This window comes from Halorubrum halodurans (genome assembly GCF_002252985.1).
Lineage (GTDB): Archaea > Halobacteriota > Halobacteria > Halobacteriales > Haloferacaceae > Halorubrum > Halorubrum halodurans.
This window is the reverse complement of record NZ_NHPJ01000086.1, coordinates 1-12,838: the sequence shown is the minus strand read 5'-3', so window position 1 is coordinate 12,838 and position 12,838 is coordinate 1. Positions and strand designations below refer to the sequence as shown.

Annotated in this window: 14 protein-coding genes; 10 read left to right on the top strand and 4 right to left on the bottom strand. The window is 66.3% G+C overall.

The genetic code is table 11. The features are described from left to right. Both DJ70_RS08995 and DJ70_RS08990 read left to right on the top strand, forming a co-directional pair. A partial coding sequence (locus DJ70_RS08995; RefSeq protein WP_245810781.1) for a universal stress protein occupies positions 1–966 on the top strand: 966 nt, incomplete at its 5' end. Positions 967–1,155: 189 nt separating this feature from the next. After that, on the top strand, positions 1,156–1,956 hold the full coding sequence (locus DJ70_RS08990; protein ID WP_094532130.1) for a sulfite exporter TauE/SafE family protein: 801 nt from the start codon (positions 1,156–1,158) through the stop codon (positions 1,954–1,956). Between the two features lie 92 nt (positions 1,957–2,048). On the opposite strand, the gene DJ70_RS08985 is transcribed toward DJ70_RS08990, so the two are convergent. Continuing rightward, positions 2,049–2,960 carry a serine/threonine-protein kinase RIO2 gene (locus DJ70_RS08985; protein ID WP_094532128.1) on the bottom strand — a complete coding sequence of 304 codons (912 nt, stop codon included), beginning with the start codon at positions 2,958–2,960 and terminating at the stop codon, positions 2,049–2,051. 177 nt (positions 2,961–3,137) lie between these two features. Here DJ70_RS08985 and DJ70_RS08980 point away from each other — a divergent pair, with 177 nt between their 5' ends. From DJ70_RS08980 to DJ70_RS08950, 8 genes are all read left to right on the top strand, one after another. Further along, on the top strand, positions 3,138–3,560 hold the full coding sequence (locus DJ70_RS08980) for a hypothetical protein (RefSeq protein ID WP_094532126.1): 423 nt from the start codon (positions 3,138–3,140) through the stop codon (positions 3,558–3,560). Positions 3,561–3,874: 314 nt separating this feature from the next. Further along, entirely contained in the window at positions 3,875–4,360 is a 486-nt protein-coding gene (locus tag DJ70_RS08975; RefSeq protein ID WP_094532124.1) for a hypothetical protein, read from the top strand. Positions 4,361–4,415: 55 nt separating this feature from the next. Continuing rightward, the gene (locus tag DJ70_RS08970; protein ID WP_094532122.1) at positions 4,416–5,294 is read left to right on the top strand and encodes a lipoate--protein ligase family protein; all 879 of its coding nucleotides are present in this window, start codon (positions 4,416–4,418) and stop codon (positions 5,292–5,294) included. Positions 5,295–5,350: 56 nt separating this feature from the next. Then, positions 5,351–6,226, top strand: a complete 876-nt coding sequence (locus DJ70_RS08965) for a deoxyribonuclease IV (protein ID WP_094532120.1) — start codon at positions 5,351–5,353, stop codon at positions 6,224–6,226. A 19-nt stretch (positions 6,227–6,245) separates the two neighbouring features. Beyond that, complete coding sequence (locus DJ70_RS08960) at positions 6,246–7,058, top strand: class I SAM-dependent methyltransferase (protein WP_094532118.1); 813 nt, start codon at positions 6,246–6,248, stop codon at positions 7,056–7,058. A 96-nt stretch (positions 7,059–7,154) separates the two neighbouring features. Beyond that, a complete protein-coding gene (locus DJ70_RS08955) occupies positions 7,155–7,883 on the top strand; it encodes an SDR family NAD(P)-dependent oxidoreductase (RefSeq protein WP_094532116.1) in 729 nt (242 codons plus the stop codon). A 268-nt stretch (positions 7,884–8,151) separates the two neighbouring features. Next, on the top strand, positions 8,152–9,132 hold the full coding sequence (locus DJ70_RS16895) for a ComF family protein (RefSeq protein WP_143420998.1): 981 nt from the start codon (positions 8,152–8,154) through the stop codon (positions 9,130–9,132). 70 nt (positions 9,133–9,202) lie between these two features. Further along, positions 9,203–10,036 (top strand): DNA-processing protein DprA, encoded by an 834-nt coding sequence (locus tag DJ70_RS08950; protein ID WP_245810779.1) that lies wholly within the window; start codon positions 9,203–9,205, stop codon positions 10,034–10,036. Positions 10,037–10,358: 322 nt separating this feature from the next. Here DJ70_RS08950 and DJ70_RS08945 read toward each other — a convergent pair whose 3' ends face one another. The 3 genes from DJ70_RS08945 to DJ70_RS08935 form a co-directional block, all read right to left on the bottom strand. Continuing rightward, entirely contained in the window at positions 10,359–11,513 is a 1,155-nt protein-coding gene (locus DJ70_RS08945) for a pyridoxal phosphate-dependent aminotransferase (protein ID WP_094532114.1), read from the bottom strand. 81 nt (positions 11,514–11,594) lie between these two features. Further along, positions 11,595–12,269, bottom strand: a complete 675-nt coding sequence (locus DJ70_RS08940) for a DUF7095 family protein (protein ID WP_094532112.1) — start codon at positions 12,267–12,269, stop codon at positions 11,595–11,597. 97 nt (positions 12,270–12,366) lie between these two features. After that, positions 12,367–12,838: Mut7-C RNAse domain-containing protein (locus DJ70_RS08935; RefSeq protein ID WP_245810777.1), on the bottom strand; the 472-nt coding region annotated here is incomplete at its 5' end.

The window sequence follows — 12,838 nt, the reverse complement described above, 5'->3', positions numbered from 1 at the left end:
GCCCCCCGCCGCCGGCCCCCATCGGGATGTGCGGCGACGAGCAGGGAGGGGACGGACGACGACCGGTTCCGGATCCTCGTCTCCGTGGCGCGCCCGAGCCGCGTCGTGCCGTACGTCAAGCTCGCCGAGCGGATCGCGAGGGGGACCGACCGCGACCCGGTCGTCCAGGTGTTGAACGTCACGCACATCCCCGAACAGACGCCGAACGAGATGGTCCGCGAGACGGCCCAGGAGCGGATCGAGCGCATCGACGACCTGCTCCGCGACTCCGACGCGGAGATCGGCGTCGAGTACACGGTCGAGGGGCACGTCTGTCAGGACGTCGCGTTCGACATCCTCCAGACTGCCCGCGACGACGGGGCCGACCGCATCCTGATGGGGTACCCGGAGGAACACCAGGACATCGCCGAGACCGTCGAGTACGAGGCGCCCTGTGACGTGTTCTTCACGAGCAACGTCGACGCGATCGACGATCTCACCACGATCAACCTCGGCGCGGGCGGGGGGCCACACCACACGGCGCTGTTGCCGTTCATCAACCGCCTGGGAAGCGAGGGCGCGGAGATCCACGTCATCAGCATCGACCCGCAACGCGACGGCGGCGCGGAGCCCGTCGAACGGACGGTCGGCGCGCTCACCGACGTCGAATCCGTCTCGGTCCACAACGTGACCGCCGAGACGATCGCGGAGGGGCTGGTCTCGACCGCGGAGCGGAACGGGGGGCTCCTGTTGATCGGCGCGACCCGCGACCGCCGACTCCGGCGGTGGGTGTTCGGGAGCACCCCAGATCGGGTCATCACGCTGGCCCGCGGGGCCGACGTTCCCGTGCTGGTGTACGCGGGGACGAGCGACGTCTCGGGCCGCATCGAGGACTACCTGTATCCCGTCTACCGATACCTCCGGCGCCACCTCGTGAAGCGTCGGCCGTTCGGGTCCGGCGCCGACGCCTCGAACGAGACGACCTGATCGGGAGACGACCGCCGGGAGCCGCGCCGCGACCCCGGAGCGGACCCGGCGCGCGTCGACCTGCGCGGACGCGAACCCGGAGCCGGTCCGATCGGGAGGGGATCGGCGTCCGTCGTCGCCGCGTCCGCGTTCGGCGATCGCACCAGAACCGGCAATAAGCGGCCACGCGAAGCGATCGAACGAGCCATCATGGTACAACCAGTCCTCCGCGTGGACGTGCTCCTGTTTCTCACCATCGGGGTGCTCGGCGGGGCACACTGTATCGGCATGTGTGGACCGTTGGTGACGATGTACGCCGAGCGGATGACTCCGCGTCCCGACGGCGGGGCGACGGCGGAGGCCGCCGCCGGCCGCCGCGGCCACCTGACGACCCACGAGGTCCGCCAGCACGCGCTGTTCAACGTCGGACGAGCGCTCAGTTACGCGCTCCTCGGCGCGGCGTTCGGAGCGCTCGGCGGGATCGTGTTCGTGACGACGGCGGAACTGACGGCGATCGCGGACCTCGTCCGCGGGAGCGTCGGCGTCGTGGTCGGCGCCTTCATCCTCGCGTCCGGGGGGCGGTACCTTCTCGGCGGCGCCGCCGGCATCGGGATCCCTGGCGTCCGGCGGGTGACGAACTGGATCGCCGTTCGCGTCGATCGATACGTGGCGGGACCGGGGATCGTCGGTCTCGGCGCGCTTCACGGGTTGTTACCCTGTCCGATACTGTACCCGGCGTACCTGTACGCGTTCGCCACCGGGTCGGCCGTCTCCGGGTTCGTCGCGCTCGGAGCGCTCGGGGTCGGGACGATACCGGCCGTCTTCGCGTACGGCACGCTCGTCGAGTCCGTCGACGCCGTCCACCGCCGGCGACTCCACCGACTCCTGGGGCTCGCGTTCGTCGTCCTCGGATACGTCCTGGTGGCACACGGCCTGATGGCGGTCGGCGTCCACCTCCCCCACCCGATGCTCCCGCACTATCAACCCCTCGGCGGAGCGATGGGCCACTGATCGGAGCCTCCCGACCGAGCCCGGCTGTCCGACGAGGACGCGACGGGCCGCCCGCCGCGATCCCCCGATTCTCTATCGCGGCATATAGTTTATTACTCCTCGAAGGCCCGGACCGTCTCGAAGGAGCCGTCGGCGATCGCCGCGGCGATCGCGGCGGTGTCGGCGTCGCGGTCGATCTCGTGGGGGTACTTCCGGCCGAAGTAGCGCAACAGGTTGGCCACGTCGCGTTCGAGAAACTCGCGGGCGTTCTCGTGGTCGATCGGGACCGCCTGCGGCCAGTCGAACACCGTGACGCCGTCCTCGGCGACGGCGACGTTGTGTTCGGACACGTCCGCGTGGACCCAGCCGAGGTCGTGGGCGGTCACCAGTTCGCGGTAGATCAGGTCGAGGACGCCCGCGGCCTGTTCGGGCTCGAGTTTGGCGCGGGCGAGCTCGACGCCGCCGAACTTGTCCATCACGATCGCGTGGCGGTTGTGGTCGACCGGCCGGGGAACCGACACGTCGGGATACAGCGCCTCCATCGCCTCGTACTCGCGTTCGGCCGCCTTGCGCGCGGTGTACATCCAGGAGACGTGGTCGCGGTCGGCGGTGTACTCCCGCTCACGGTTGACCGCCCGGAAGTTGGTGTACCCCTCCCGGTGGTACTTCAACGCGAGGGGCTTGAACGACTGGACCTCGTAGACGTCGCCCTCCTTGCCGAGCCCGAGCGGGGAGCCGACCCCGTCGATGGTCCCGCGCTCGGAGAACGTCCGGAGCGCGAGCGCGTCGTACCCCTCGAAGGTGAGCTGGTACCCCTCGTACTGGAGCGTCTTCCGCTCTATCAGCTCGCGGTCGAGACACCGGTCGATCCGGTAGGCGATCTCCTCTGCCGTCAGGTCGGCGTAGTCGGGCAGTTTGTCGCGGCGCACCCACTCGGAGAAGCGCATCCCCTGCTCGACGCCCGAGAGGAGATAGAAGTCCTCGGGGTCGAGTTCCGCCATCTCCCCGGCGACGTTGCGTACCATACGGGCCCTACTCCGGGGATTCCTAAAAGGGACCGCGTTCGAAACGTGCGGTCGGTAAATCATATTTCGCGATATAAAATCGAGTTCGATACGTCGAACGAACATGAGACGGGAAGCGCCGTCCGAGGAGTCGTTTGAACCCGTACCGTTACCACGGTTGGCCGCGTACCGGCGACCATGGACCTCCGGCGGTGGACGCCGTTCACCTTCCTCGCACCCGGTCGCTACGTCGACCGCGACGAGCGGTGGGAGGAGTTCGACCTCGCGGAGTGGTCCCGGTCGGAGTACGACTGGACGCAGGACCCGTGGAACGGCTTCCGGGACTTCGCGCGGCGGCCGCGCGAGTGCGTCGAGGCGGACCGCGGGGACTGCGAGGACTACGCGCTCGTCGCGCTCTCGTGGGCCGTCGCGCACGACCGCGACGGGATCGGGATCGGGTTCTGCTGGAACCTCCCGTACCCCTGGCCCCGGCACGTGATCGCGTTCGACGACGAGCGCGTGTACTCCTCGGGTGAGATCCACGAGGGGAGCGTCGCGGCGTGGAAGGCGGGTTCCAGGTACTCGTTCGTGCTGAAGCGCCCTCTCCGCGACTCGTCGTGAGACCGAGTACGACACGACCGGTCGGGTCGACCGGCCAGCCCTCGACCCGTCGATCGGACGTGTCGTTCGATGGCTCTTCTCATCCCCGCGGGGCGTGAGCGGTGAATTCGGTACGGAGGGCCGGCACATCCACGGGAGACGGCTTCAGACGCCTGAGGCGTAGTTTCTCCGTCCATCAGGGGTGTGACGTACGGAATTAAATACGTTAGTGGTGATTGGTAGCTATGAACATATATCGAGTGAGAGTCGAGTCCACGAACCGCACCGCGTCCGTCCCGGCTCCGACCGGACCCGCGTCGTTCTCGGTCGGGTAGATGACGGGGATCAACCTCTGGGACGTCGTCAACGTCCCGTTCGACGCCGTTCGGACCGCGTACCGCCAGCTGCGGAAGGCACTGTTCACGGCGTCGCGGCCGTCCGGGGAGTATCTCGTCGTCGACCGGACCGTCCCGGAGCTCGAACGGGACCTCGGCGCGTTCAGTTTCGCACCGAACTGGGAGTTCTCCTACTACGAGCGCGGCGAGGTCCTGAACCTCGCCCGCGTGGTGTACGAGGAGCGGGCGGTCGACGGGACGACGTATCGCTGGTGGCAGACGCACCTCCGCGGCTGGCGCGGCGAGGACGGACGGATCGAGCTTCACGCCCACTGGGAGCTCGAGCCGACCGAGACCGGCAACGCCCACATCGACGGGGTGGGTTTCGACTTCGACCGCGGCATGGAGACGTTGGCGTCGTTCCTCGAGGAGGCCGGCATCGAGTACGCGGAGACGACGATCGAGACGGACGGCGGCGGACACTGAGTCGCGGCCGACCGCGAACGCAACCGCTTTCGGCGCGCCGCGTGGACGGGAACACATGACCGCGCCGGCAGGCGAGTGGCGGCTGATCCGCGAGGAGGCCCGTCCGGGGCCGACCCAGATGGCGCTCGACGAGGTCGCGGCCGAGACCGCGAGCGGCGGCGGACCCGCCACGGTCCGCACCTACCGCTGGGACCCGACCTGTCTCACGCTCGGCTACGGGCAGGACCCGGAGACGGTCGACTGGGACGCCTGCGAGCGCGCGGGCGTCGACGTCACCCGCAGGCGGACCGGCGGCGGCGGGATCGTCCACGACTCGTACGGCGACGTCGCCTACTCGATCGCCGTCCCCGCCGGGGACGTGCCCGGAGACCTCCTCGACGCCTACCACCTGCTGTGTGAGCCGATCCTGGACGCGTTCGCCCGCCTCGGGATCGACGCCGACTACGTCGAGGAGGCGGTCCCGGAGCTGTACCACCCGGCGTGTTACCTCCGGGAGCTCCACCCCGCGCACGACGTGGTCGCTGCAGGCCGGAAGGTCGCCGGCAACGCGCAGTACCGCACCCGCGACGCGGTGATCCAGCACGGCTCGCTCTCCTTCTCGGTCGACGCGGCGGCACACCTCGACGCGTTCGCGGACCCGCCGGTGGATCCGGAGACGTTCCGGGAGCGCGTCGTCGGTATCGACGAGCTGGCCGACGTCGACCGCGCGGAGGCGGTCGCGGCGCTCGAGGCGTCGCTCGCGTCGTGGGTCGAGGCGGGGATCGAGGCGGAGGCCGAGAGGGAGGGCGGGCCCGGAGACGGACCCTCGGACGAAGGCGGCTCGCTCGACCGGGACGGCTCGTGGACCGACGCCGAACTCGAGCGCGCGCGCGATCTCGTCGCGGAGCGATACCGCGACGACGGCTGGGTTCGGTCGCGGCCGGGCGACCGCTGAGCGGTCCGGGCGGCGCCTTCCGAAGCGGCTTTTCCCCTCGACCGTCTACCGCTCGTATGAGCCTAAAGGTCGGCGCGCACGTCTCCATCTCCACGTCGAGAGCGTCCAACGATCCCGAGACCCCACCACATGGAAACATCGCGAACGCGGTGTTCAGACAGACGCAGTTCGGCGGCAACTGCGGACAGATCTTTACCCACTCCCCGCAGGTGTGGGAGGACCCGAACCTCGACGAGGAGGAGGCCGCACAGTTCCGCGAGCACACCGAACGCGACCTCGACGGGCCGTGGGTCATCCACACCTCCTACCTCGTCAACCTCTGTACGCCGAAGGAGGGGCTCCGCGAGAAGTCGCTGGAGTCGATGCAACGGGAGGTCGACGCCGCCGACGCGCTCGGGATCCCCTACGTGAACGTCCACCTCGGGGCCCACACCGGCGCGGGCGTCGAGGGCGGCCTCGACAACGCGGCGAGCGTCATCGACGACGTCGACGTCCCGGAGGGCGTGACGATCCTGGTCGAGAGCGACGCGGGCGCGGGGACGAAGCTCGGCGGCGAGTTCGAACACCTCGCGGGCGTCATCGACCGGACGGAGACCGACGTCGACGTCTGTATCGACACCGCCCACGCGTTCGCGGCGGGCTACGACCTCTCGACGGCCGAGGCGGTCGACGAGACGGTCGCGGAGTTCGACGACGTGGTGGGGCTCGACCATCTGAAGTGTATCCACCTCAACGACTCGAAACACGCCTGCGGCACCAACAAGGACGAGCACGCCCACGTCGGGGAGGGGCTCATCGGCGAGGAGGGGATGGAGCGAGTGATCAACCACCCCGACCTCGCGGACGTCCCGTTCGTGTTGGAGACGCCGACGGAGGACGGCAAGAGCTTCGCGTGGAACATCGACCGCGTCCGCGAGCTCCGCCACGAATGAGCCTCGGTGAGGGACGGCCGTGAGACGGTTCTCGGCCGAGTACCTCGAGTACACCCGCGAGGGGATGTGGGAGGGCGGCCGCGAGGCGCTCGCGGACCTCTCGTGTGGCGACCGCGAGCGCGTCCTCGACGTCGCCTGCGGGACGGGCGAGTTCACCCGCGTGCTCGTGGAGGAGACGGGACCGGACGCGACCGTGATCGGCGTCGACGCCGACGCGGACCTGCTGGCGGTCGCCCGCGAGGGGACGTCCGTGTCCGCGTCCTACGCCGCCGGCGACGCGACCCGGCTCCCCGTCCGGGACGACGCCGTCGACCTCGCGGCCTGCCAGGCGCTGCTGGTCAACCTGCCCGAGCCGGCGGACGCGGTGCGGGAACTCGCACGGGTCTCCGGCGACCGCATCGCGGCCGTGGAGCCGAACAACGCCGAGGTGGCCGTCTCCTCGACGGTCGAGGCCGAGGCCGACCTCGAGCGGGAGGCACGGGAGGCGTACCTCGCCGGGGTGGACACCAACGTGGCCCTCGGCGACCGCGTCCGGTCGCTGTTCGCGGAGACCGGCCTCGTCGACGTCCGAACCCGGCGGTACCTCCACGAGAAGCGAACGGCCCCGCCGTACGCCGAGCCGGCCCTCGAGTCGGCCGCCCGGAAGGCGTCCGGCGCGGGGCTCGACGACCACCGGGCGGAGCTGCGCGAGGTACTGTCGCCGGCGGCGTACGACGACCTCCGGCGTCGCTGGCGGGAGATGGGCCGCGACGTCGTCGCGGCGATGCGCGACCGCGAGTACGAGCGCGTCGAGCTCGTTCCCTTCGAGGTGACGGTGGGGCGGGTTCGGTGACGGCGAGTCGAGGTCGGTAGCGTGCGGGCCGTCGCTTCCCGCCCCTCCCTCGCCGGGTCCGGAAGGACGAAGTCGGTCGGGCCGGACCGGAGAGACATGCCAGCCGCAGTCGTGACGGGGTCGTCGCGGGGTATCGGTCGCGGGATCGCGCTTCGCTTCGCCGAGGACGGCTACGACGTCGCCGTCAACTACCACACGAGCGAGGACGCCGCCGAGTCGGTGGCGGCCGAGGTCCGGGACCGAGGGCGAGCGGCGGTCGTCGTCGGGGCGGACGTCTCGGATCCCGAGGCGGCCGCCGGACTGGTCGAGGCCGCCGCGGACGCGTTCGGCGGCGTCGACCACGTCGTCAACAACGCCGGGATCGACCAGCACGTGTACACCGAGGAGTTGGATCCCGCCGACTTCGACCGGGTCATGGACGTGAACGTCAACTCCGCGTTCAACACCACGAAGGCGGCGCTCCCGTACCTTCGCGGTTCCGACGACGAGCCTTCGGTAACGAACGTCTCCTCCATCCTCGCACACACCGGCGCGCCGATCGAGTGCCACTACGCCGCCTCGAAGGGGGCGCTGCTGTCTCTCACCCGGAGCCACGCCGCCGACTTCGCGCCCGACGTGCGGGTGAACGCCATCGCGCCCGGCCACGTCGAGACGGACATGACCGGCGACCGGACGCCGGAGGAGGAGCGCGAACAGCTCGAGGCGATCCCCGTCGACCGCTTCGGTCGGCCGGCGGACATCGCCGAGGCGGCCGCCTACCTCCGGGACGCGGGGTTCGTCACCGGCGAGACGCTGAACGTGAACGGCGGCGAACTGATGGGCTGATCGGCGAGGAGACGGTCAAATCACGGCAGAACTCCGAGACTAGAGAGACCGATCCATCCAGTACAGATGAGAAACGTATCCCGAGGAACCACGGTTTGTTGCTTAATCGAAATAAAATCCGTGCGAAATATAGAGGGTAGATTCAGAAGTCGATTATTGTTGATTTCATACTAATTCGGATGAATCAGACATCCAGTATTCGAGATCAACCAATAAAACTATTTATTTTAGAACTCTAACTATTTTAGCTGGACGGTGACTGGTTCACATGGCAAAAACGTTCACATGCGAGTCATGTCAGCGAACACTTCCTCGGGTGATGTATTCAGCTAGTAATCAGTGTACTGACTGTGCGGGCGGTGTAGATACTGAAGAACAATTCGAGAACGCACGAGAACAGATATCTAATACAGAGAAGGGTTCATCAAGGGCCCCGATAGTTGATCCGTCGAATGAGAATACAGATGCTCAGGAGTCGGTACTAACCGCTCACGGAAAAACAGTAGAGCCTGAAGTTATCAACACTCAGTCATCCACGGCCTCTCGTAGTAATGTAGCTGAGGCCGATCAATCCTCGTCGGATGTTTATGTACAGGACCCGAGACACGTAGAGGAAGAGACCAAGGCACAACTCTATGTGAAACCGGAATTGCCGCCAGAGTACGCAGACCTCACGCGAGCGGATGTTTTTGCGGTGGGTGAGTATCTCGTCGGTAGGGAGACAGGACATTCTCGTAAAATTGTGGAGTTTGCGAAGGAAGATGATGAGTCACACTGTCAGTACTTCGTCAATCAACTACAGGGTTTTATCGATACACGAGTCAAGGGTGACATACACCCAGACTACATCACCGTGTACCCAAGCTCATCAGGTGGCTATCATGAACAGTTGGTAAACCTCGCTGAGATCGTTGCTAAGCAGCGTGAATTTGAGTACAAACCACTGCTTTACCGTTCAGAACCTAGGACAAGTCAGAAACAGCTCACAGATAGAAAAGAGAAGTGGGCGAATCAGGTCGGAAGTATCGAGACAAGAGCTGATCTGAATGATGATACGGTCATCATTTTAGACGACGTGTGTACAACTGGTGCCTCATTAACTATCGGCACGAATCAGCTACTTACTCAAGGCGCAAAACAAGTGATAGCCACCTGTCTCGGTCTTTCCAGCACGTATACGGAGAGTAAAAGACGCAAGCTTTGGAATCCGGAACATTCAGTAAAAGAACAAATAGAACATGGATTCTGATCCGACGAGGCAAGCGAAGTTACTCACGTTAACTGAACTGAGTGGTGTTGGGCGGAAACGAGCACTCGCCATGGTTGATGTTGCAGGCGATATCAACGCCGTATTTGACTCATCATATGAGACCTTTACACAGCTCCACTATATTGATGAAGATACCCATCGCCAATTACGAAATCTTGATGATCAGATAGCGAGTTATACTGACAGAATTATTGAGGCTGCTGAGCACGGAATTTCACTATTGACTCCTCTTGATGCCGAATATCCGGAGTCTCTGCGCGAACAGCATAGCCCGCTGAAACTCTTCCACTGCGGTGAGTCGGAGCTATTGACGGCGTCTTCGATCTCGTTTGCTGGCTCTAGGGATGCGTCATCTAAAACACTGGAGTGGGTTACAGACCTGAGTGCTGGGTTGGCTGAAAATGGGTACTGTATCGTGAGTGGGGGTGCTTTCGGTGTTGACAAAGCCGCGCACGAGGCTGCGCTAGAGGTCGGCCGGGACACACTCATTGTCTCCCCAAGTGGTCATAACAACCCCTATCCGGGAGCACACAGCGACCTCTATGAGCAAGTTCGAAAGAATGGATTAGTTGTTTCTCACCGCTTTCCGGAAGAGACACCTGAACGCGGGAGTTTTATTTTTCGAAATCGGACGAATTCCGCAAGTAGTTCAGCCATCATCATTGCAGCCGCAGGAGAAGACAGCGGATCTATGGCTCAACTTGAGATAGCGCTTGATCAAGGGAAGCAAGTATTCATACCTGCCTCAGATGTTGACGCTGAGCCAGTTACTGGTTTGGATATGATGCGTGATCATGAGAACGTGACCGCGGTCAAAACTGTTGATGACGTACTCAGTTCCCTAGATTCAAAATCGGGTCAACAGCAACTGACGGACTGGTAATAATCTCATGCCGTTGAATACGCCGAACCTATTAAAATAAGATCGTGTCGAGAAAATATTGTAACTTATATAGTATATTATAGAAGATGCTATCCACCAGATAATCCACGACTATAGATCAACTAGTATAGGCGGCACATCGTTCGATTACATCACCCGCAAAAACAACAAACCGTCATATAAGATTCGCACGCTGTATCTCGTACGACTATCGGAACCTTTCTCTGCGCTGGCAAAACCCTCAGTGGTCAATACACACTCTCCGACGACCGAGATTTTCGCACGCGAATCCGATTCAAATATCGAAACGAGGATCCGAACCTCAGTACTCGGCCAATCCCGCCTCGATCCGGTCGAACCCCTCCTCGATCCGCTCCGTGGAGTTCGCGAAGGAGAGGCGGAGCCGGCCGGGCGTCGAGTCGCCGAAGCCGTCGCCGGGCGCGAGCACGACGCCGTGCTCCTCGAGGAGGAACTTCGCGACGTCGATCGCGGGCGCGTCGAGGCCGGGGTCGAGGTAGGCGTAGAAGGCGCCCTCCGGCCGGGGACACGAGAGGCCGTCGATCTCTTCGACGCGGTCGACCACGAGGTCCCGGCGCTCCCGGAAGGCGTCGTACATCGCCTCGTAGGGTTCCTGCGGGCCGGTGAGCGCGGCGATGGCGGCGTGCTGGGCGACGCTCGACGCGCAGGCGGTCGTCGACTCGTGGACGCGGGTCACGTCGTCGATCACGTGGGCGTCGCCCGCGAGCCAGCCGAGCCGCCAGCCGGTCATGGCGTACCGCTTCGAGCAGGAGCCGACGGTCAACACGTGGTCGGGGTGGCCGGTGTAGGCGGCGATGCCCTCGGCGGGGCCGTCGTAGGTGAGCCCGAGGTACACCTCGTCGGCGATCACGTAGGCGTCGTGGTCGGCGGCGGCCTCGACGACCGCCCGGCACTCCTCGGGGTCGAAGACCCGGCCGGTCGGGTTCGAGGGGGTGGTGAGCACGACCGCGGCGGTGTCGTCGCTCATCGCGTCGATGGTGCGGTCCGCGTCGAGGGCGAACCCGGTCTCCGCGGGCATGGGAACCTCACGGAAGGTCCCGCCGGCAAGCGTCGCCTGCGTCGCGTAGTTCGGCCAGGTCGGACCGGGAACGAGCAGTTCCTCGCCCGGCGAGACGGTCGCGAGCGTGGCCAGGTGGAGCGCCTCCATCCCGCCGACGGTCACGACGACCTCGTCGGGGTCGTGTTCGACGCCGTAGTCGCGCGCGAGCGTGTCGCTTATCGCCCGGCGGCAGTCGAGCAGCCCGGCGTTGGGGGTGTAGTGGGTCGCGCCGCCGCGGGCGGCGTCCGCGGCCGCGTCGATCACGTGTTCGGGCGTGTCGAAGTCGGGCTCGCCGACCTCGAGTCTGACGAGGTCGCCGCCCTGCTCCTCCGCGAGGTCGTACATCACGCGGATGCTCGATCGGTCCGCGTTCCGGACGCGGTCGGTCGGGGTGGGCATACCGTCCCCACGCGGATCGGTCCCAAAAGGAGTCGGGTCGCGGAAATCGTCGGACCGTCCCGGTTCGGAGGCCCGCCCCCGCTACACCATGTCGCCGCGCACGGACGACCCCCTCTGGTCGGCGCGCTCTGTCGCGAGGGCGTCGGCGACCGCCCCGGCGACGTCGTCGTCGACGCCGAGCGAGGAGAGCGCGGCCGGCAGCGTCGGCATCGCGAACGACGCCGCCCGGAGCCGAGAGAGGGCCTCCTCGTCCCGGCGGCCGTCCGCCCACAGACAGACGCCGCGAGGGTCGAGCACCTCGTCGTACGCCTCCCGAGCGAGCGCGCCCTTCAGCCGCCGGGTCACGTTGTCCCCGAAGCTCGCGTTACACACCTCGAGGTGGATCGGGGCGTCGGCGTCGGAGCCGGCGGCGTCCGCGTCGATGCCGGCGAGCAGCTCGGCCGCGAGACACTTCTCGGGGGCGGCGTACCCGTTGTCGCTGGCGCGCACGCGGTCGGGATTCGCCTCGGCCCACGACGCGCGGACCGTCGATCCGACCCCCTTGACCCCGTACTCCGCCTCGAAGTCGGCCGCGGCGTCCGCGTCGCTCTCCATCAGCACGTCCTTGGTGAGGTAGACGTCGAGCCGCTCTATCGGGTCGAGCCCGAGCGCCACGTCGCCGAACGCCCACACCTCCCGGACGGGGACGGGCATCTCCTCCTCCTCGACGCGGTCGACGATCGCCTCCAGCCGGTCGACGGCCCGCTCCAGTTCCATCGGCCCGCGGTACGGGCGGGCGAGGCATACGGGTTGCGCTCGGGGCGACGACGGGGGAGCGACGACGGGGGAGCGACGACGAGGGGTCGACGACCGGCTATCCGTCCGCGCCGATCCCCGCCACCCGCTCGGCGACCGACGCCCAGTGGCTCCCCTTCCAGAACCACCGGTCGCAGTCGCGACACCGCCAGCGTGGGCGGGGGTCGTCGGGGACGTACGACGGGGGATCGACCGCCCCGTCGACCCGCTCCAGCGGGCCGTTACAGGCGCCACACCGGGTCGGCTCCGTCGCGATCGAGACCGGATAGCCCGCGTCGGCGACCTCGCGGAGCTGGTCGAGCACGTCGCGCTCGGTGAGGAGCAGGGAGTCGTCGACGCGGGCGGCGAGGTCGCGGTCGCGGGTGAGGAGGGTCCGCCCCTCCTCGGCGGCCAGCGCCGCGAGCCGGTCGTCGTCCTCGATCCCCTCCTCGAGCGCGTACGCCGCGTCGTACCCGCAGAACCGGAGGTACCTCGCGAGCGCGCCGCACATGACGTCGAGGAGGACGCGGGGGCGGTCGGGGTCGGCGGCG